The following is a 20,413-nucleotide window of genomic DNA, read 5'->3' on the forward strand; positions in this document are numbered from 1 at the left end:
CCGAAATGGCACGAAAAGGTCCAACACTCTACCTAGCTTGCCATCTCTTCAACATAACCATCCGCTAGTTTCATTTTCTGCTTATCGGTCATTACCTTACCGGCTAACTGGAAGAAACGCTGCTCTTCTTCCTCAAGATGGTGCAACACTTTGTGACGCAAGGTTTTCATTAGGTTGAGCCACGCTGGCGAGCTCATATCGGTTGCATCAAGCTGTGCAATCACTTTATCAATTTCATGATGCTCTGCGATGCCATGGCGAGTGAGATCAATGGTCTTATCGCTATCTATTAAAGGCGCGTAGAAAAATCGCTCTTCTGCCGCTGCGTGCTGTTCGAGTTCCTCTTTAAGGTTGTGGTAAAACTCTTCACGAGCGGGGGAATCTCCAGACGTTTCCATCAGAGCATCGAGTAAAAGGCGCTGCTTTTCATGACTCTCTTTCAGTACATCAAATATGTTTTTCATCTTTGACTCCTTATCTGATTGTAAACAATTGGGACAAAAGGAAGGGCGGTGATTGACCGCCCCTCTCTTACATAGCTATGCGTAAAAAACCTAACCTGATTCGGCTAACAATCTTGGTCTTCAGCGTTTAGGTTTTCTTTAATGTTTTCACATTCATCTTCAATCGCATTTTGGGTTTCTTCGGCGGCTTCATCTATCTTTTTGCCGGCCTGTTCCATTGGCCCTTCTTCACTACAAGCTGCCAACGCAAACACCAAACCGAATACTGCGGCGATACGGTAAATAAATGACGTAAGTCGCATGGAATCTCCTATCTATTTACGTTTTTTCTTCCCAGCAGAACAATCACTATTGATACAATTAATGACAATAGGAATAGGTAAAATATCACTTGCGCGATAGAGGCAGCAGCTCCTGCAATACCGGTAAAGCCTAATAGTGCAGAAATTAGTGCCAGTGCCAGAAAAATAAACATCCAACGAACCATAGTGTTACCTCCTAATAAAAGTGGGTTAAATCACTCGGCTCGCTATTATTGAACCACTTCTAGCTTATCAATCACCTTATTTACGTCATTGGTGTTATTTGCAATTGAAATTGCAAGATCATGCTCCGCATCTGAATTAACTTTACCTGCCAACGTTACCGTTTTGCGTTCTGTCGTTACATCAATATCCGTACCACTCACATTGGTATCCATTAGTAGGCGCGTTTTAACTATAGTCGTGATTTTAGAATCGGTCAGTGTAGCTAAAGCTTCTGAATCAGTTTCTTTCTTGCCTTCATTCACTACTGACAATTCGTTGTTTACTTTTTTCACACCATCAAGACCAGTAACAAGCTCTTCGGCAAGTGATTTTTCAAGATCATTGTTTACCGAACCAGAAAGGGTAACGACCTGATTCTCTACATCGGTATTGATATCAAAAGAGTTGAGATTGCTGTTTAGCAGTAGTGTGGTTTCAGCTTTACCATCTAGCCAAGCGTCCATGGATTCTTTTTCCCATTTATCACTCGCTAAGACTGCTGTAGATGAAGTAGCAAGAACTGACGTAAGTACAATTTTAGCTGCGATGTTATTCATGGTAATTCTCCTTTATTGACGTTGCACTTCCCTAGGAGCAAACCATGTGCCAACTTTATAACTCATTGTTTTTAAGTGACTAATAAAGGAAAGAGGTAAAAATGAGATGAGCAATAAAGTATAAGCATGAATTATTTACACGTAAAAAATGTAATTTTTAATCGGTGATAAAGCCTCCGCCACTTGTGCAGAAATAACCTGATAAAACAGAAAGGCTATTTCTCCAGGATCAATTAATAGCAAAATTATTATTTTAAAAATAAAAATCTGAACAAAAGGAAATATCTACTGATGGCTCTCACCGATATATATCAAAAAGGGGCTAACAACATAAAAATACCGAACAAATCCTTAAATCTATGCTGACAATATTTTGTCTTGTGAAGTGAGAATAATCCACGTACATTGTTTCTGTCATAGTAAAGAGGACATTTCTATGTCGATGCCAAGCCTGTTTCTAAGAATACAAGATCCATCACTTAAAAATGCCATCGCTTCTTGCCAGGAACTGAACAAATTTCGTCTGCATGACATCGATGCCGCAGACCAATGGATTGAAGATTTCCTACAACTCAAACCGGAAGTTGCGATTGTTGAAGTCGCCCACTTTACTAGTGCAGATTATCAACGTCTTTCTAATATCGAAGACATCTACGATATGGACTTGATCATCATTAGCTCAGGCGCTCCAAACGAGAACTTGGATAAACTGATGAACTTGGGTGCTATTTTTCACTACAGAAAGCCCGTTGATATTGCCATTCTGACGGACACCCTGAGCGAAGTCAGCCAGTACTATCAACACAAACAAGATCAAGGGCGTAAAGTGTCCACCAGCGATCTTGACCAATTTGGTCTTTTGGTCGGATCTTCCTCTCCGATGCATCAGCTCTATCGTATGATCAGGCGCGTTGCTAAAACAGAAGCCAACGTCCTTATTGTCGGTGAAAGTGGATCAGGCAAAGAACTGGTGGCGCAGACCATCCACTTAGCGAGTGAGCGTAAACAACAGCCCTTTATAGCGATTAACTGTGGTGCCATTAGCCCTGAATTGGTTGATAGTGAACTGTTTGGTCATGAGAAAGGCGCTTTTACTGGAGCAAATAAAACTCACCAAGGTGTATTTAAGCAGGCAGAGGGCGGCACACTATTTTTAGATGAAATCACCGAGATGCCTATCGAGCATCAAGTGAAGCTATTGCGGGTGCTAGAAACCGGAGAGTATCGCCCAGTTGGCAGTAATACAGTTCATATCGCTAATACTCGCATCATTGCTGCTACAAACCGTGATCCTAAAATCGCCATTGAGGAGCAGTTCCTGCGTGAAGATCTGTTTTTCCGGTTATCGCATTTCCCATTAACGATACCGCCACTGCGAGAACGAGGCGGTGATATCGTCGGTCTGGCCAAGCACTTTATCGCGCACCGCAACGCCAATGAGGCAAAAACCAAAACGATTCTTGACTCTGCGATCCAAAAAATCGCTGCACACGACTGGCCAGGTAATGTCCGTGAGCTCAAACACACGATCGAACGTGCATTTATTTTGGCTGATGACACCATCCGAGATGAACACCTTATCTTCGACACACCACCATTGGAAACAGGCACCAGCATCGAAGACCTTGTTCCGGCGGGCGTTTCGTTAGAAGAGCTAGAAAAAGCCGCCATTCTCAATACCCTTGAAGAGAATCAAGGTAATAAAACGGAATCAGCGCAGGAGTTAGGCATTAGCGTGAAAACGCTCTATAACAAACTCGAAAAGTATCAAGACGAGTAACTCGCTATGGGAATACAAAAAAAGCACTGAATAAAACTCAGTGCTCTTTTTGTATCTTATCTTTTATGCAGTTAGGCTGCGTTTGGTGTTTGATTAAACCCACTGCCCCGCAACAAAGCCGCTCGACCAGCACCACTGAAAATTGTAGCCCCCTAGCCAACCAGTCACATCCATCACCTCACCAATAAAATAAAGCCCTTTAATGTCTTTGCATTCCATGGTTTTCGAGGATAAGTGATCAGTATCGACACCGCCGAGTGTCACTTCCGCAGTTCGGTAGCCTTCAGTGCCATTCGGGGCGATATCCCAATGCTCTAGGCGCTCCACAATCGCCGCAAGCTCCTTTTGATTGAACTGTTTTAGCGGTTTATCGACTAGCTCTTTACGTTCAATTAAGACTTCAACCAGACGCTTAGGCAGCACTTTGGCAAGCGTATTCTTGAGTGACTGATTTGGATGCTTCTCACGACTGCGTTCTAATAACTCAGCAACATCATCGTTTGGCACAAGATTGATCAACACCTTTTGTCCGGCCCGCCAGAATGAAGAAATCTGTAACACTGCTGGACCAGATAACCCACGATGTGTGAACAACAGGGCTTCTTTGAACATGGTGCCATCTTCAGCCGTAATTTCCGCAGGTACCGCGATACCAGATAACTCAGCAAAGTCTTCTTTGTCTTCTTTATGCAGAGTAAATGGTACAAGCCCTGCCGTGGTTGGGATAACTCGAAGACCAAATTGTTCCGCGACTTTATAACCAAATGGTGTCGCCCCCAGTTTTGGCATCGACAAGCCACCTGTTGCGATAACTAAAGACTCACATTCGACAATCTCAGTGCCAGCATGCAAACGAAAGCCTTCATCAATTTTTTCAATCGAATGAACATCGCATTGGTAACGCTGTTCGATGTTCGGCATGTCACACTCAGCTAACAACATCTTCACGATATCTTTGGCCGTAAATGCATCGACACAAAACAACTGGCCGTGATCACGCTCTTCGAACTCAATGCCATGTTTACACACCATCGAGATGAAATCCCAGTTAGTGTATTGGGAGAGCGCCGACTTAACAAAGTGCGGGTTTTGACACAAATAGTGATTAGCTGAAACGTCGTAGTTAGTGAAGTTACAACGACCACCGCCCGAGATAAGGATTTTACGTCCTGGCTTTTTAGCATGATCGAGCACCAAAACACAGCGGCCTCGCTTGCCTGCTTCTGCAGCACACATTAAACCTGCTGCGCCTGCGCCAATTACAACAACATCAAATTTCTTACTCATCGGTAGCTCTTAGACTGATTGGTATCGAATCAAAATAAAAAAGGATGTGCACATTGCACATCCTTGCTTTCTAGGCGCGACATTCTACCGACAAATACCGAAAGGGAAAAGCGCTTAAACTCTAAGCGCTCTGTATGTCCGCAAAATCTCAGACAGAACAACTTCTGGATTATTGACTCTTAGAGAATGAAGGCCGCAAGTAGCGTCACGCCGAGCAACGCGGTCGATAGAACAAACAATTCACGCACTCTTTCACACTTACCAGTAAAAATTTCATCGTGGTGATGATGATATTCTTTACTTTTAATGTAGTGATACAACCTCACCTGCTTGGTGACATTTCCATGAGTGGTAAAAAAACCATTACCATCAACTTGCTGATATAACAGCGGATGCGCTTCACGCATGATATAAATTAGAGAACGAAGAGCGGTGAGATACCGGACCATATTAACTCCAGTTACCACCATTAGCGCAAATAAGATTGTGTCTCCACTGATCATCTTTTCCTCCCTACATCTTCAACAATGCTCAAGAGAAAAAGACGACCAACACTTCGTCTTTACCCGCTACTTACAACGTCCCAAAACGCGTTTACGCAGCTGGAGCATCCATGATTGAAGATGAACCTTCTTTCGCCATTTGTGCTAGATCTTTGTCAATGAAGAACAACGCTTTACCGTCTTCACCTACCAGTTCGATCTTATCTAAAATCCCTTTAAACAACTTCTCTTCTTCGTGCTGTTCTGACACGTACCACTGTAGGAAGTTAAACGTTGAGTAGTCTTGGCTAGTAAATGCAACGTGCGCCAGTTTGTTGATTTTTTCCGTGATCATTTGCTCATGTTCAAATGTCTCGCGGAAAACGTCACCTAGGCTCGCAAAGTCATGCTTTGGCGCATCAATAGCGCCTAAGATTGGCATTGAGCCAGTTTCACTCACGTAAGTGAATAGGCGTTGCATGTGCTCCATTTCTTCTACGGCGTGAGCGCGTAAAAATTCAGCCGCACCTTCAAAACCTTTGTCTTCACACCAAGCACTCATTTGTAAGTATAGATTGGATGAGAAAAATTCTAGGTTAATTTGCTCATTCAATTGTTCGACCATAGTTTGAGACAGCATGTTAACTCCTATTATTGTGCATGCAATATACCCAAGTAACCTCGAAATAAGTGACGCTGCGAGAATAGCTTGGTCCGGCAGACACGGCGAAGTTTCACTTCAACTCTAGTCAGTAACACTACGCTTATTTCAGCATATCAAAGTCACTTGGGTACAACGCCACTATAACATGATTACTGAGACAAGACTTTGTACCTACGGCACCGATATGAGATCACTTCAGCAAATTTTTTTTGGGGTTGGTGCTAATCTAAAACTATGACCTTACAAGGAGATAGCAATATGAGTTACAAACACATACTTGTGGCAGTCGACCTTTCAGACGACAGTAAAGTGTTGATTAAGAAAGCCGTATCACTGGCTAAACCTCTGGATGCGAAAGTCTCTTTTATTCACATCGACGTGAACTACGCAGAACTCTACACCGGGCTTATCGATATCAATATGGCAGAAGCGCAACATCAAGCAATGGAAGCATCGCGCACACAATTGGCAAACTTCGCTGAATATGCGCAATACCCAATTGCCCATACTTTAGTCGGTAGTGGCGATTTGAGTAATGAGCTGTGCGATACCATTCAAGACTACAGTATCGATTTGGTGGTTTGTGGTCATCACCAAGATTTCTGGAGCAAGATTCTATCTTCGACTCGACAGCTGATTAACTGCTCACCAGTCGATATGCTGGTCGTACCGCTAAAAGACTGATTGGCGCAACGATAAAACTTGGTTAGACTGCGGGCACATTTGTTGTTGATAAAGATTCTCATCCATGGCTTATCTATCCGCAGTTACCCTACTTTGGGCATTCTCATTTAGCCTGATCGGCGTTTACCTCGCCGGTCAGGTTGATTCTTGGTTCTCGGTGTTCATGCGCGTGGCACTGGCGAGCCTGGTTTTCATTCCCTTTTTGAAATTCCGTGGCGTTAGCAAATCCCTAATCGCGAAACTGATGACCGTCGGTGGCTTCCAGCTCGGTTTGATGTATTGCTTCTACTACCAATCTTTTTTGCTTCTTTCCGTGCCAGAAGTATTGCTGTTCACCGTATTCACACCCATTTACGTCACGCTCATCTATGACTTCTTGAAAGGTCGCTTTTCACCTTGGTACTTAGTTACCGCAGCAATAGCCGTATTTGGTGCCGCCTGGATTAAATTTGCAGGCATTAATGAAGATTTCCTACTGGGCTTTTTGGTCGTACAAGGAGCAAACCTCTGCTTTGCCATCGGTCAGGTGGGCTACAAATATATCATGGAGAGTGAACCCGTCGATTTGCCACAACACACCGTGTTTGGCTACTTCTACTTAGGTGCACTTTGTGTAGCAACCGTGGCTTTCGCGCTCATGGGTAACCTAGACAAATTACCAACCACTACAACGCAATGGGGCATTCTGACATACCTTGGTTTGATTGCTTCTGGTTTTGGTTACTTTGCTTGGAACAAAGGCGCGACCATGGTGAACGCAGGGGCACTGGCAGTAATGAACAATGCATTGGTTCCGGCGGGCTTGATTGTAAACATTGTGATTTGGAACCGCGATGTTGATGTCATGCGACTCGCCATTGGCGGTGCGATCATCATGCTATCCCTATGGATTAACGAAACCTGGGTGAAAAAGCGCGTCGAAATGAGCTACGCCAAGAAGTAAAGCGACCGCTCCCAACACACATACCGACAATAAAAAACGCTCTCCAACTGGAGAGCGTTTTTTTGGATTAGATTAATGCACTTTGACTTGCGAGCTTGCGCTCATCAACGCCTTGGGCGACGTTGGCAGCAACACTTCTAGTTTCGCATTGCGCGCTTCAAGCTTGCGCTGACGCTTAAGTAACTTTTGTTGTTTTTTCGCCACTTTTAGTAACTTCTTTTGCTGCTTATAGTGCTTTTTCAGTGCTTTTTTCGCTTTCTTGAGCGATTTTTTATCCGCTAAATCAAACCATACTGGTGCGTCGGCTCTTACTGGCTCCAGAGATTTTTCGGCTTGTTTTTTCTCTTTCACACGCTCAACAACACGCTTCACAATCGCGGCTTTTTCGTTGCTTTGTTTAGTGGTCACTGGAATCGCTTGTGATGGCAGAGCTTCAACCAATAAGCCACATGCTTGTTGCTCACTCAATGGCTTGTCTTGGCATTTTTGTGGAGGAATTGCGGCTGGCTTACAAAGGGTATCTTTGGCCGATGAAGAGCGTGCGCAAGAACGACAAACGAATTTTGGTGCGACAACTAAACGATGGATATCACCAAGTTCTGCCGCGATCTGTTTGCGACTCATTTTACATAAACGTTTAGCCATTCTACTACTCCAGCTTCCCAGTTATCGACCGCATCACAACAAGTGAAATAATAATAATTCTTAGTTAGATATACAGTCAGGGAAGGGAATTAGCAAGAGAAAACTATCAATAGAGACGAGGAAAGAGAGGCTGAGTCACAGCACGATACACCATACTGTGACAAGAAAAGTTGAGCCGTCAGGAAGTTATGCCATCGATGCTTTAACGTAGACATCGAAGCGATTTTTTTTCGTTTCAATCGCCATGGTCGGTTTTTTCTCGTTCAGCCAGTTAGCATAGTCTGGGCGTTTAACTACTACACGCTTTGTGGCTAACGCCATGGCTGGTTCTAGTAGGCCATCGGCGTCCAAATCGGCGCCAACCAACGATTGGAAAACGCGCATTTCTTTTTTTACGAGCGCCGACTTCTTTTTATTTTCTGGGTGCGGATACATCGGGTCAAGATACACCACATCTGGCTGGACAAAGTCTTTATCTTGCGCCAATTGTTCCAGCGCATCATGGCTAGAAGCATGGATTAGCGACATGCGCTCAGATACCCAGGTGCCGATTTCTGGGTCTTGTTTCGCTCGATCCAAGCCATCATCTAACAAAGCCGCTACGACTGGATGACGCTCGACCATCTGCACTTTACAACCTAGCGAGGCGAGCACAAACGCATCACGACCAAGACCTGCCGTGCCATCTAACACGGTTGGCGTTGCCCCTTTGTTCAAACCCGCCGCTTTCGCAATTGCCTGGCCTTTACCACCACCGAACTTGCGACGATGACCGACCGCACCACCAATCAAATCCACAAAGATTGCACCCAGCTTTGGCTCATCCACTTTACGTAGCTCCAAACGCTCGGTGGTTAGCACCAAAGCAAAATCGCTATCGTCAGTGTGTGAAAGCTGCCAACGCGCAGCGAGTTCATCAAGATGAGATTGTTGAGACGGGTTTTCACAGATCAATTGCAGTTGCAAAAGGAGGCTCCAATAAAAATCGAGGTAACTGGCGCTGAGTGTATACCTAAGTTACCTATTAATGCTAGGTTGAGCTTGCTACGAAGAGGTTATACAACCGTCAGTTGCTCCACTAGCTCAGAAAGCGGCTTAGGATGACCAATACCGTAGCCTTGACCGTAGTCCACACCGAGGTCTATCAAATGCTGCATAACCTGGTCATTTTCGACAAACTCCGCCACCGTCACTTTACCTAGTTGCTTCGCCAAGTCATTGATTGAACGAACCATCACGCGGTCCATTTCATTTACGTTGATATCTTGCACGAAAAGACCATCAATTTTCACGATATCGACAGGAAGTTTCTTTAAGTAACCAAATGAAGACAATCCAGATCCGAAATCATCCAATGCAATCATACAACCCAAAGCCTTTAGCTTGGTAAACAGCTCAATGGCTTGATCCAGATTGCTCATCGCCGCTGTCTCGGTGATTTCTAAGCAGATTTTTTCACACGGCAGAGTCGAACTTTCCAATCGCTCCAATAAGAAGTCAATAAACTCTTGATTCCCCATAGATTGACCTGAAAGGTTTATCGAACAGCGACCAAGCTGTTCAACCACCTCAGGACGCTGTTCAAACCACTCTAGCGTTTGAGTAATAACCTGCTTATCAATCCAATGGGCAATGTTGTAGCGCTCGGAAGCAGGGATAAACAGCGCAGGAGAAACATAATCACCGTACCCATTGCGAATACGCACCAAAATCTCAAAATACATTTGAGTCTCGTGCTTTTGTAAGCTTTTTATCGGTTGAGCAAACAGTTCTAAACGTTGATTCGACAATGCCTCATGCACCAAATTGACGCTCTGCATTTCCATCTGACGACGCTGCAACTCTTCGTTATCTAAGCTGAATAGATTATAGCGGTTACGGCCTTGCTCTTTAGCGGCGTGACAAGCAGAGTCTGCTTGAGCGTGCACCATTTGTGGCGTATCAGCGGTATGATCGATGATACGGATACCAATTGAGCAACTGATGAACAGGCGTGTGTCTTCCCAAATAAAGAGGTGTTCGCTTAGTGTCGAGATGATCAGTTTGGCAATATTGATGGCGCCATATTCGTCACAGTCTTTGAGTAACACCGCAAACTCATCGCCTCCCATTCGAGCCAAGATGGAATTGTACGGCAGAACGCCTTCCAGCATACTGGCGCAGAATTGAATCGCCGCATCACCTGCATCATGCCCAACCGTATCATTGAGGACTTTTAGTTGATCTAAGTCGAGGTACAACATGGCGTGGACTCGACGATGGCTGTCCACTTCGCACAGTGCGGTCTTAAGCTCTAGTTCAAAATGGTTTCTGTTGTAAGTCCCCGTCAGTAAGTCATAGCGAGCTTGGTATTCCAATTTCTCGGAAAGCAGTTTGGTTTCGGTAATATCTTCGCCCACAATCAGCAGTTGCTCAGATTCACTCAGCGGACGAATATTCTCGCGCACCCAAACACGATGACCATTTGCATGACGATACTCGACTTCACGTCGCCAAACACCATGCACTTGCTGGTTGGGTTGCAATAACACTTGGCGAGGGAACAGCACTTTGTCATCAAAATAGAACTCCCTCAGGCGATGTCCGAGCATGTCCATCGGTTTGTAGCCAAGAAGTAGTTGAGCAAATCGATTCACTTCTTGAATTCGGTTATTACTATCAAGCGTCACCATCATCACGGGCTGCTGCTCGTAATAGTTGCGTAGGGTTGACTCACGTTGGTAGAGCTTGTCCTCCATCAATTTACGACTGGTAATATCGCGCGCTTCAAACAAGTATTGCTTATGATTCCCTACTTGCTGAGAAAAAGGCTTGAGCGAAACTTCTAACACCAATGCGCCGTGTTCTTTACTCCAAATTTCAGCTTCAAACGTCGACACTTGATGGTGAGGCGCGTGGAAATACTCCTCAAGCAACGCTTGTGCTTTTTCACTCCAGTTGGGGTGAAACCAAAGTGGTCGGTCTAAGCGCAGTCCTTGGTGATAAAGTAAGGATTGAAGGTGATCGTTGCCCGATTTAAGCACACCGTTGGCATCCAAAATGCCCATATACTGCATGCTCTGATCGAAAATCGATTCTAGAATAGCCTGGCTTTCTCGCGCAGCGCTCTCACTTCGACGCATCCGCTGTAAATAATAACCCATCAGCAAAATGACCACCGACATCACCACAAACAGGCTACCAAACAGGCGAATTTCCTTGGCAAAACGTTCAGAAAGCTTCATTGGCTTATTAAAAAATACCGCAGAAACCTCTTGTTCAGCCCCCAATCCCCAACGCGCTACCGCTTGGTAATCGAGCTTTATTTCAGAATCACTTTTTTTCACCGCAGGCAGAGGCTGATCAGGGTTATCCAAAACGAACTCAAGCATCTCTGCGCTCTCAATACCATGCCGATAACCACTTTGAATAACCCCTCCAACTGCGCCATGACCCAAACCAATGTCATGCACCATAAACAGCGGCGCGTTTGAGACTTTGTTGACACCAACCCAGTCACGCTCGCTGCCAACCATACCTTGTTTATCTCGGTAATAGGTCCAGAACAAGACGACTTTATCGGAACTCAGTTTTGCGACTTGTTGTTTTAGATCGATGATGCTGTCTGGGACAAGTTGTACGATTTTGTCTCGATATTGCGGGAACTTGAGGACAAAATTGTCGATTTGATAACGCAACACCTCACCGGTCACCGAGTGGTCACTGACGATGAGAACTTGTGTGTAGTTCGGATGTAAGCGCTCAATAAGAGCGAGATTCGCTTCCAAATCGACATCTTCCATGACTCCGGTTGCATTCAGAGAACGATGTAAAGAAGGATGGTAGTTATTAATGCCGTTAAATATAACTGGGGTGTCTTTGATGATTGGGGCTAAACGCTGCATGAGTTCAAGCGCATTGTTATCGCTCACTAAAATGGCATCGAATCGCTCTTTGCGTAATTTCGTAAGATATAAGGATTTTAGTTGTGCAAAAAACTGCTCACTCTGGTTACGTTTCGAGTCTAGATAGAGCACACGCATGTCCAGCGCTCGATCGCCCAGCTGTTGCTCGATGCCTCGCTGTATGGAGTCCGTCCAGAAAAAACCCTGATGATAGGAGTGCACGACTAACACCTTCGGATCTGAGGCCGTAGCAAACGCGCTCCAACATAGCGCGGCAATAACCAGAAAACGCTGCACATTATCTCCATAGCTCGGAGTTAACCCGCAGTTACTCCTGCCAAACCTTGTGAATCCTATCCGCTATGAGTATAAAAGGGAGGTAAAACTCTATCCCTAACGGAAATCATAGTATGAATGCGAGCCTGCCGAAACTCGACGACCTTGACCGCGCAATATTAAAAACACTGATGGCTGACGCCAGAACGCCCTACGCAGAAATGGCAAAGCAGTTCGATGTCAGCCCTGCCACTATCCATGTGCGTATCGAGAAGATGAAGTCGGCGGACATCATCGAAGGAACGGAGGTGATCATCAATACTAAAAAGCTTGGCTACGATGTGTGCTGCTTTATTGGTATTAACCTCAATGCAGCTCGTGATTACCACTCCGCGTTAGAAAAACTCAACGCGCTCGACGAAGTCGTTGAAGCTTACTACACCACGGGCGCGTATAACATATTCGTCAAATTGATGTGCAAATCGATTGAAGAGCTGCAATTTGTACTGATCGACAAGCTGCAAGCCATTGATGAGGTTCAGTCCACGGAGACATTGATATCGTTGCAGAACCCGATCAACCGCAACGTAAATCCGTAAAATTTTTTATAAAAAATGTACAAAAAAGGCCAACCGTTCGGTTGGCCTTGATGTTTTTTGCTCAATTTACGCCGCAATACCCGAATGGCGCAACAGTGCATCGATTTGTGGCTCGCGGCCACGGAAGCGCTTAAACAGCTCCATTGGCTCTTCACTGCCCCCCATTTCTAGGATGTTGTTCAGGAAGCTTAGACCCGTCTCTTTGTTGAAGATGCCTTCTTCTTCAAAGCGAGAATACGCGTCTGACGACAGCACTTCAGCCCATAGGTAGCTGTAGTAACCCGCACTGTAGCCACCAGCAAAAATATGGCCGAAGCTGTGTGAGAAACGCGCCCACTCAACCGCAGGAACTACCGCGACTTTCTCTTTCACTTTCGCCAGAGTTTCCAGTACACGCGCACCCACTTCAGGGTCATATTCGGTGTGAAGCGTGAAGTCGAACAAGCCGAATTCTAGCTGACGCAAAATACCCATCGCAGATTGGAAGTTTTTCGCTGCGAGCATTTTGTCTAGCATCGCTTTCGGTAGCGGCTCACCTGTCTCATAGTGACCAGAAATGAACGCCAGAGCGTCCTCTTCCCAACACCAGTTTTCTAGGAACTGACTTGGTAGCTCAACCGCATCCCAAGGCACGCCATTAATACCTGAAACAGCACCTGTATCAACTTGCGTCAACATGTGGTGGATTCCATGACCAAATTCATGGAATAGCGTCACGACTTCATCGTGCGTGAACAGTGCTGGTTTGTCGCCCACTGGACGGTTGAAGTTACACGTTAGATACGCAACCGGCGTTTGCAGCTCGCCAGATAGCGTAACGCGACGACCACGACAATCATCCATCCACGCGCCGCCACGTTTGTGTTCACGAGCGTAGAGATCTAGGTAGAAGCTGCCACGGAGTGTGCCTTCAGCATCAAAGATATCGAAAAAGCGCACGGACTCATGCCAAGTGTCTACGCCTTCGCGCTCAGTAACGGTCATGCCAAACACGCGGTTTAGCACTTCAAACAGACCGCTCACGACTTTTGACTCTGGGAAGTATGGGCGCAGTTCTTCATCCGAAATTTGGAACAGGTGCTGCTTTTGTTTCTCGCTGTAGTAAGCGATATCCCAAACGTTCAGCTCTTCAACACCAAACTCACTTTTCGCAAACTGACGTAACTCTTCGACTTCACGTTCACCTTGCGGCTTCGCTCGTGTCGCTAGGTCATTCAGGAAGCCCAGCACTTGATCCGGCGTTTCAGCCATCTTTGTTGCTAACGACTTTTCACTGTAAGTATTGAAACCTAGCATACGTGAAATTTCATGGCGCAGTTTTAGCTGCTCAGTAATGATTTCTGAGTTATCCCATTTGCCTGCGTTTGGACCTCGATCAGAAGCGCGCGTCACGTACGCTTCGTACACTTCTTTACGCAACTCTTGGTTATCGCAGTACGTCATGACAGGTAGGTAAGATGGGATATCTAGCGTAATGAGGTAACCATCTAACTCTTTTGCTTCTGCGGCAGCTTTCGCTGCTGCCAGCGCCGATTCTGGCATACCTGCTAGGTCTTTCTCGTCTGTGATGTGCTTGGTCCAACCCATGGTGGCATCCAGCACATTGTTAGAGAATTTAGAGCTCAGCTCAGACATACGTTTGCTGATCTCGCCGTAACGGTGCTGCTCATCGGATGGCAAACCAATGCCTGATAACTCGAAATCACGCAGTGCATCAGTGATGGTTTTCTGCTGTGCACGAGTTAACGTTGCAAATTCTTCGCTCGCTTTGATGGTTTTGTACGCTTCGTACAACCCTTTATGCTGACCAACCCAAGTGCCGTACTCTGACAAAATTGGTAGGCAACTTTCGTAAGCTTCACGTAGCTCTTCGCTGTTCACTACCGAGTTCATGTGACCCACTGGCGACCAGATGCGGCTTAAGCGATCATCCGCTTCTTCAATTGGCGCAATCACACTGTCCCAAGTTGGATGAGCGTTGTCTTGTAGAACTTCATCGATTTTTGCTCGGCAGTCAGCAATCGCTTGCTCAACGGCAGGCTTGATGTGTTCTGGTTTAATTTGAGAAAACGGAGGTAGGTCCGTAAACGTCAGAAGAGGATTAGACATGAATAATTCCTTTTGTGTTTTGACTCTGTGATTGCCTGTCTATTTTGTGTAGATAGGCCAACTCAATGTACAGACGAGCCAGCAACATGGATTGGGGGAGCTCCGTTCCCTTTCTCTATGCCGCGATGACCATCATATAGTCAACCAGCGCTACTCTGTCCTTGAGTCTTGTTATACCTAAATGAAATTTCACACCCTTTTGAGTGCGAGAAACTCACCTAGTTCAATTCGATTACCAATAGTAAGTGTGGGTGACTTAAAGAAATTTCAATAGCGTCCCCTTATCAGAGGAACAGATTTGATTGGAAGTTCTACATCTTTAAGTTACTTGAGTATAATACCGCCATAGAGTGAAAATCACAGACCACACTCAACCAAAGAGTGTTTCGAGAGTTTAATTTGTTAAGTTACCGCCACAGCTTCCACGCTGGCAACCATGCCGACGTGGTCAAACACATCGTTCAAAGCCTCATTCTTGATGCGCTGAAACAAAAAGATAAGCCATTCGTTTATCACGATACCCACTCGGGTGTGGGCCGTTACGATCTGACTCACGAATGGTCTGAAAAAACGGGCGAATACAAACAAGGCATCGCACGTATTTGGGATAACCCAAGCATTCCCGAAGACATCAAAAGCTACATCGATGCCATTAAAGTGCTCAACAATGGCGAGAAGCTGCGTTACTACCCAGGCTCACCACGTGTGGCGCGCGCGCAAATCCGCCCACAAGATCGCATGGTGCTGACCGAGTTGCACCCGGCCGATCACCCATTGTTAGAGCAAGAATTCCATCGTGATCGCCAAGTGAGCATCTTCAAAGAAGACGGATTCCAACGCCTCAAAGCAAGCTTACCGCCACAAGAACGTCGTGGTTTGGTGCTGATTGACCCACCATACGAACTCGCGAAAGAGTACCGCGATGTGGTGCGAGCGATTCATCAGAGCCATAAACGTTGGGCAACCGGTATCTACGCGATTTGGTACCCAGTGGTAAACCGTCACGACATCGAAGATATGATCGAAGGCTTGGAAGCACTGGGCATTCGTAAAATTCTGCAAATCGAGTTAGGTGTTGCACCAGATACCAACGAGCGCGGCATGACGGCATCCGGCATGATTCTGATTAACCCGCCATGGAAACTGGAAAGCCAGATGAAAGAGATTCTGCCATTCCTGCAAGACGCGATCGCACCAGCAACTGGCCACTGGAAAGTGGACTGGATTGTGCCAGAGTAAGCACTTCAGTACTGATATCTTCAAGCGCAACGATATTCTCGTTGCGCTTTTTTATGCTCTCACCTTCTCCCTCCAATCGTGCTTATTCTTCTTTTTGTGCCTCTCATCGCTATTTGTCATAAGTATTGTCGCTTTTTCCCATTTAGGAATTAGTCGAATTCGATTTATGATAGTGGGATAACGGTGGCATTGAGTTCGGGCAAGGTCATCCCAATCTATCTATGTACCAGATAAAATTTATAAGCTCTTGGAGAAAGTAATGGCGACTCATTTTGACTATATCTGTATCGGTGGCGGCAGTGGCGGCATCGCATCTGCAAACCGTGCGGCGATGTACGGCGCGAAAGTTGCGCTAATCGAAGCTCAAGACCTTGGCGGTACCTGTGTAAACGTAGGTTGTGTACCGAAAAAAGTGATGTGGCATGGCGCGCAAATCGCAGAAGCAATGAACCTGTACGCAGAAGATTACGGTTTTGATGTCGACGTGAAAGGTTTCGACTGGAGCAAACTGGTTGAGAGCCGTCAGGCGTACATTGGTCGTATTCACCAATCTTACGATCGCGTTCTTGGCAACAACAAAGTAAACGTGATTAAAGGCTTTGCTAAGTTTGTTGACGAAAAAACTGTCGAAGTAAACGGTGAACACTACACAGCAGATCACATCCTGATCGCGGTTGGTGGTCGTCCTACTATTCCAAACATTCCAGGCGCTGAATACGGCATCGATTCAAACGGCTTCTTCGACCTAGCAGAGCAACCAAAACGCGTTGCGGTTGTGGGTGCTGGCTACATCGCAGTTGAAATTGCTGGCGTACTGCACGCGCTAGGTACAGAAACGCACCTGTTCGTACGTAAAGAGTCACCACTGCGTAGCTTCGATCCAATGATCATCGATACGTTGGTTGAAGTGATGGACGCAGAAGGTCCAAAACTGCACACCCACTCTGTACCAAAAGAAGTGGTAAAAGAAGCCGATGGCAGCCTAACTCTACACCTAGAAAACGGTGAAAGCCAAAACGTTGACCAACTGATTTGGGCAATCGGTCGTCACCCTGCGACAGACGCAATCAACCTAGCGTCAACCGGTGTGGCAACGAACGAAAAAGGCTACATCAAGGTAGACGAATACCAAGAAACCAACGTGAAAGGCATCTACTGTGTGGGTGACATCATGGAAGGCGGTATCGAGCTAACGCCAGTAGCAGTGAAAGCGGGTCGTCAACTTTCTGAGCGTTTGTTCAACAACAAACCAAACGCGAAGATGGACTACGATTTGGTACCAACTGTGGTATTTAGCCACCCACCAATCGGCACTATCGGTCTTACAACGCAAGAAGCGGAAGAGAAGTACGGCAAAGACAACATCAAAGTCTACACATCTGGCTTTACGGCGATGTACACCGCCGTTACTAAGCACCGTCAACCATGTAAGATGAAGCTTGTATGTGCGGGTGAAGAAGAAACGGTTGTTGGTCTACACGGCATCGGTTTCACGGTAGATGAAATGATCCAAGGCTTCGGCGTAGCAATGAAGATGGGCGCAACCAAAGCAGACTTCGACTCTGTTGTGGCTATCCACCCAACGGGCTCAGAAGAGTTCGTAACGATGCGTTAATTGCGCGCTAATCGCATTGCTGATTTCAGCGAATCATTTGAAAAGGTCATCTTAGGATGACCTTTTTTTGTTTGCCCATGCTTAACTCGCATTCTCCAATAACGTGCGAATAAACTCGGCTTTGATAGCACTCTCCTGCTTACCATCATGAATCAGACATAAGTCTGCACGCAGTGACTCTTTCAGCTTGATAAAACGAATCCCATGCCAATGATGCTGAGAAAACGTCGACGGCACCAACGTCACGGTATTGCTGTTTGCTACATACGCCATCAAGGTGCTTGGTTCCACCACTTGTTTGCCAATATGGGGTGAAAAGCCTTCTTGCAGACAGGCATTGATGATGAAGTTTGCCGAGGCAGAATTCGCCAAACTCATAAACGCAAACTCACACGCCTTTAAATCTTGGAGCCGCAGCAAAGATTTGCTGGCTAACTCATGTTGCTCCGACACCGCCACCACAAACACATCTTTGCCCAAAGATACCGACTGATACGGATAAATGTTGAGTGCATCAGCAAAACGCACAATGCCCACATCGATTTTCTTCTCGCTAAGGTGCTTCTTTTGCGTCTCTGGGTTAAGGTCAAAAATGTCGGCGTGATAAGTGTCATGCTCAGCATGGAAGCGCTGTAACAGACGATCAAATCCGCCCCAAAATGCGCTACTTACCACACCAACTCGCAGGATATTTCTCTGGTTCAACCCCACTTGCTGCACTTGATTGAGCGAGACATCCAAGGTCTGAAAAATCAGTTGGCATTTGGACTCCAACAATCGCCCGGCCTCCGTCAGCATGACGTTTCTTGAATCGCGCTCAAACAGTTTGACGTTAAGCACCTCTTCCAACTCTTTGATGCGATTGCTCAACGGCGAATTGGTGATATTGAGGTTCTCGGCCGCCTTAGTGAAATGCTTGGTTTGTGCGACCTCGTAAAAGTAACGCAGCATCTTCAGCGTCACGCGCTCAAATGGTTCTGACTTCATGCATTGAGTCCTAGCGAATTTCATCATCCTCTTTTTAAGGATGATAGTAGCGAATAAAGCAAAGATAACCAGCGCAGAAAGTCACACAATGGAATCAACACACAACCAGAAGGTGACTAACATGAATCACGATCCAGTAATCGGCGCGCTACAAACCATTCGCGAACGCAAACCAAACTTCCAACCTAAAGCGGCGTTTATTTTAGGCTCAGGCTTAGGCGTATTGGCAGACGAGCTACAAGACAAAGTGGTCATTCCATACGAAGAGCTCGAAGGCTTTCCGGTTAGCACCGTGCAAGGCCACTCTGGTGAGTTGGTACTTGGCACCATGGGCGGCGTAGACGTAGTGTGCATGAAAGGTCGCGGTCACTACTACGAACACGGCTCAATGAAGGTCATGACCACGCCCGTGCGCACCTTTAAAAAGCTGGGCTGTGAGTTTCTGCTCGTCACCAACGCGGCAGGCTCACTTCGCCCTGAGCGTATTGATGTCGGCTCTCTGGTGGTATTTCATGACCACATCAACACCATGCCTGAATCGCCAATGATCGGTCCGAATGATGAAGAGTACGGCCCGAGGTTCTTCAGCCTCGCCAATGCGTACGACAAAGACCTGCGCGCAGAAGCGTTTGAAGTCGGCAAAGCCAATGGTATTCACCTCAATGAAGGCGTGTTTGTCTCTTACACAGGCCCCAACTTTGAGACCGCAGCCGAAATCCGCATGATGCAAATCATCGGTGGTGATGTGGTGGGTATGTCGGTCGTGCCAGAAGTGATTTCTGCGGCGCATTGCGGCTTACCCGTATTGGCAGTATGTGCGATCACCAACATGGCAGAAGGCTTGGGAGATGTAGAATTGTCTCACGCCCAAACATTGAAGTGCGCGAAGCTAGCCGAAGCAGATTTCATTCGCTTTATTAAGCGCTTTATGAAGCATCACTTCTAAAGCTGTTTCATTCCAAAAAGCAAAAGGGTCATCAAGTAACTTGATGACCCTTTTTCGTATCACTTTTTCTAACGTTCGGGGATATTTCGGAGCCGTTTGTGCGTTTTACTTAACTGCGCGCACCAATTCAGCAATGCCTTCCCAATCGCCGTTGTCCATCATTGCGGTTGGCACCATCCAAGTACCGCCACAAGCCACAACCGATTTCAGCGCTAGGTAATCTTCCACGTTGGATGGGCTTACGCCACCTGTCGGCATGAATTCCACAGGGTAAACCGCCGTCAGTGCTTTCAGCATGTTTACGCCGCCTGATGGCTCAGCAGGGAAGAACTTCAACGTACGCAGACCCATTTCCATCGCTTGCTCAACCAAGCTTGGGTTGTTTACACCCGGTACGATAGTCACACCACGTTGCTGACAGTATTTCACTGTGGTTGGGTTGAAGCCTGGGCTAACGATAAAGTCCACGCCCGCTTCGATCGCGATATCCACTTGTTCTGTGGTCAGAACGGTGCCCGCGCCAATCAACAATTCTGGGTACGCTTCACGCATGATGCGAATCGACTCCGCCGCCGCTTCGGTGCGGAATGTCACTTCCGCACATGGTAAACCGTTTTCTACCAACACTTTTGCCAGTGGCAGAGCGTGTGCTACGTCGTTGATTGCGATAACTGGGACGATTTTGATATCTCTTAATCGTTGTTCAAGTGTTGTCATGGGGAACC

At 46.3% G+C, this 20,413-nt stretch carries 20 protein-coding genes; 7 read left to right on the top strand and 13 right to left on the bottom strand.

Annotation, left to right across the window (positions count from 1 at the left end; genetic code table 11):
• Window positions 1–32: 32 nt before the first annotated feature.
• From R7P64_RS14600 to R7P64_RS14615, 4 genes are all read right to left on the bottom strand, one after another.
• The gene (locus R7P64_RS14600; protein ID WP_005379185.1) at window positions 33–464 is read right to left on the bottom strand and encodes a hemerythrin domain-containing protein; all 432 of its coding nucleotides are present in this window, start codon (window positions 462–464) and stop codon (window positions 33–35) included.
• Window positions 465–568: 104 nt separating this feature from the next.
• The gene (locus R7P64_RS14605) at window positions 569–766 is read right to left on the bottom strand and encodes a hypothetical protein (RefSeq protein ID WP_005379178.1); all 198 of its coding nucleotides are present in this window, start codon (window positions 764–766) and stop codon (window positions 569–571) included.
• Window positions 767–774: 8 nt separating this feature from the next.
• On the bottom strand, window positions 775–951 hold the full coding sequence (locus tag R7P64_RS14610) for a DUF1328 family protein (RefSeq protein WP_005379177.1): 177 nt from the start codon (window positions 949–951) through the stop codon (window positions 775–777).
• Window positions 952–996: 45 nt separating this feature from the next.
• The gene (locus R7P64_RS14615; RefSeq protein WP_005379174.1) at window positions 997–1,548 is read right to left on the bottom strand and encodes a BON domain-containing protein; all 552 of its coding nucleotides are present in this window, start codon (window positions 1,546–1,548) and stop codon (window positions 997–999) included.
• 436 nt (window positions 1,549–1,984) lie between these two features.
• Here R7P64_RS14615 and R7P64_RS14620 point away from each other — a divergent pair, with 436 nt between their 5' ends.
• Window positions 1,985–3,328 carry a sigma-54 interaction domain-containing protein gene (locus tag R7P64_RS14620; protein ID WP_005382945.1) on the top strand — a complete coding sequence of 448 codons (1,344 nt, stop codon included), beginning with the start codon at window positions 1,985–1,987 and terminating at the stop codon, window positions 3,326–3,328.
• A gap of 93 nt (window positions 3,329–3,421) precedes the next feature.
• Here R7P64_RS14620 and R7P64_RS14625 read toward each other — a convergent pair whose 3' ends face one another.
• From R7P64_RS14625 to ftnA, 3 genes are all read right to left on the bottom strand, one after another.
• Window positions 3,422–4,615, bottom strand: coding sequence for an NAD(P)/FAD-dependent oxidoreductase (locus tag R7P64_RS14625; protein ID WP_205391072.1), 1,194 nt, complete (start codon window positions 4,613–4,615; stop codon window positions 3,422–3,424).
• A gap of 179 nt (window positions 4,616–4,794) precedes the next feature.
• Window positions 4,795–5,118: a universal stress protein UspB gene (gene uspB, locus R7P64_RS14630; protein ID WP_005379169.1), complete on the bottom strand. Its 324-nt coding sequence runs from the start codon at window positions 5,116–5,118 to the stop codon at window positions 4,795–4,797.
• 91 nt (window positions 5,119–5,209) lie between these two features.
• A complete protein-coding gene (gene ftnA, locus R7P64_RS14635; RefSeq protein WP_005379167.1) occupies window positions 5,210–5,737 on the bottom strand; it encodes a non-heme ferritin in 528 nt (175 codons plus the stop codon).
• A gap of 282 nt (window positions 5,738–6,019) precedes the next feature.
• Between ftnA and uspA the strand changes: the two genes are divergently transcribed.
• Together uspA and R7P64_RS14645 are read left to right on the top strand one after the other, a co-directional pair.
• A complete protein-coding gene (gene uspA, locus R7P64_RS14640; protein ID WP_005379165.1) occupies window positions 6,020–6,445 on the top strand; it encodes a universal stress protein UspA in 426 nt (141 codons plus the stop codon).
• Window positions 6,446–6,509: 64 nt separating this feature from the next.
• A complete protein-coding gene (locus R7P64_RS14645) occupies window positions 6,510–7,388 on the top strand; it encodes a carboxylate/amino acid/amine transporter (RefSeq protein WP_005379164.1) in 879 nt (292 codons plus the stop codon).
• 72 nt (window positions 7,389–7,460) lie between these two features.
• Here the strand turns inward: R7P64_RS14645 and R7P64_RS14650 are convergent, their stop codons facing one another.
• The 3 genes from R7P64_RS14650 to R7P64_RS14660 form a co-directional block, all read right to left on the bottom strand.
• Window positions 7,461–8,033: a hypothetical protein gene (locus R7P64_RS14650; protein ID WP_005379163.1), complete on the bottom strand. Its 573-nt coding sequence runs from the start codon at window positions 8,031–8,033 to the stop codon at window positions 7,461–7,463.
• Between the two features lie 186 nt (window positions 8,034–8,219).
• The gene (locus tag R7P64_RS14655) at window positions 8,220–8,999 is read right to left on the bottom strand and encodes a class I SAM-dependent methyltransferase (protein WP_005379162.1); all 780 of its coding nucleotides are present in this window, start codon (window positions 8,997–8,999) and stop codon (window positions 8,220–8,222) included.
• A gap of 89 nt (window positions 9,000–9,088) precedes the next feature.
• Window positions 9,089–12,214 carry an EAL domain-containing protein gene (locus R7P64_RS14660; protein ID WP_005379161.1) on the bottom strand — a complete coding sequence of 1,042 codons (3,126 nt, stop codon included), beginning with the start codon at window positions 12,212–12,214 and terminating at the stop codon, window positions 9,089–9,091.
• Between the two features lie 113 nt (window positions 12,215–12,327).
• Between R7P64_RS14660 and asnC the strand changes: the two genes are divergently transcribed.
• The gene (gene asnC, locus R7P64_RS14665) at window positions 12,328–12,792 is read left to right on the top strand and encodes a transcriptional regulator AsnC (RefSeq protein ID WP_005389595.1); all 465 of its coding nucleotides are present in this window, start codon (window positions 12,328–12,330) and stop codon (window positions 12,790–12,792) included.
• Between the two features lie 66 nt (window positions 12,793–12,858).
• Here asnC and prlC read toward each other — a convergent pair whose 3' ends face one another.
• A complete protein-coding gene (prlC, locus tag R7P64_RS14670; RefSeq protein WP_017635033.1) occupies window positions 12,859–14,901 on the bottom strand; it encodes an oligopeptidase A in 2,043 nt (680 codons plus the stop codon).
• A 399-nt stretch (window positions 14,902–15,300) separates the two neighbouring features.
• Here prlC and R7P64_RS14675 point away from each other — a divergent pair, with 399 nt between their 5' ends.
• Both R7P64_RS14675 and gorA read left to right on the top strand, forming a co-directional pair.
• Window positions 15,301–16,140 carry a 23S rRNA (adenine(2030)-N(6))-methyltransferase RlmJ gene (locus R7P64_RS14675; RefSeq protein WP_248487186.1) on the top strand — a complete coding sequence of 280 codons (840 nt, stop codon included), beginning with the start codon at window positions 15,301–15,303 and terminating at the stop codon, window positions 16,138–16,140.
• 259 nt (window positions 16,141–16,399) lie between these two features.
• Window positions 16,400–17,755 carry a glutathione-disulfide reductase gene (gorA, locus tag R7P64_RS14680; RefSeq protein ID WP_005379157.1) on the top strand — a complete coding sequence of 452 codons (1,356 nt, stop codon included), beginning with the start codon at window positions 16,400–16,402 and terminating at the stop codon, window positions 17,753–17,755.
• 81 nt (window positions 17,756–17,836) lie between these two features.
• Here gorA and R7P64_RS14685 read toward each other — a convergent pair whose 3' ends face one another.
• Entirely contained in the window at window positions 17,837–18,742 is a 906-nt protein-coding gene (locus tag R7P64_RS14685) for a LysR family transcriptional regulator (protein WP_025533060.1), read from the bottom strand.
• Between the two features lie 121 nt (window positions 18,743–18,863).
• On the opposite strand from R7P64_RS14685, the gene xapA reads away from it, so the two are divergent.
• Window positions 18,864–19,688 (top strand): xanthosine phosphorylase, encoded by an 825-nt coding sequence (gene xapA / locus R7P64_RS14690; RefSeq protein ID WP_005379149.1) that lies wholly within the window; start codon window positions 18,864–18,866, stop codon window positions 19,686–19,688.
• A gap of 105 nt (window positions 19,689–19,793) precedes the next feature.
• Here xapA and R7P64_RS14695 read toward each other — a convergent pair whose 3' ends face one another.
• Window positions 19,794–20,405 carry a bifunctional 4-hydroxy-2-oxoglutarate aldolase/2-dehydro-3-deoxy-phosphogluconate aldolase gene (locus R7P64_RS14695; RefSeq protein WP_025624148.1) on the bottom strand — a complete coding sequence of 204 codons (612 nt, stop codon included), beginning with the start codon at window positions 20,403–20,405 and terminating at the stop codon, window positions 19,794–19,796.
• Between the last annotated feature and the right edge of the window lie 8 nt (window positions 20,406–20,413).

Origin of the sequence: Vibrio sp. 2304 (assembly GCF_033339475.1) — a bacterium.
In the GTDB taxonomy this organism is placed as follows: Bacteria; Pseudomonadota; Gammaproteobacteria; order Enterobacterales; family Vibrionaceae; genus Vibrio; species Vibrio alginolyticus.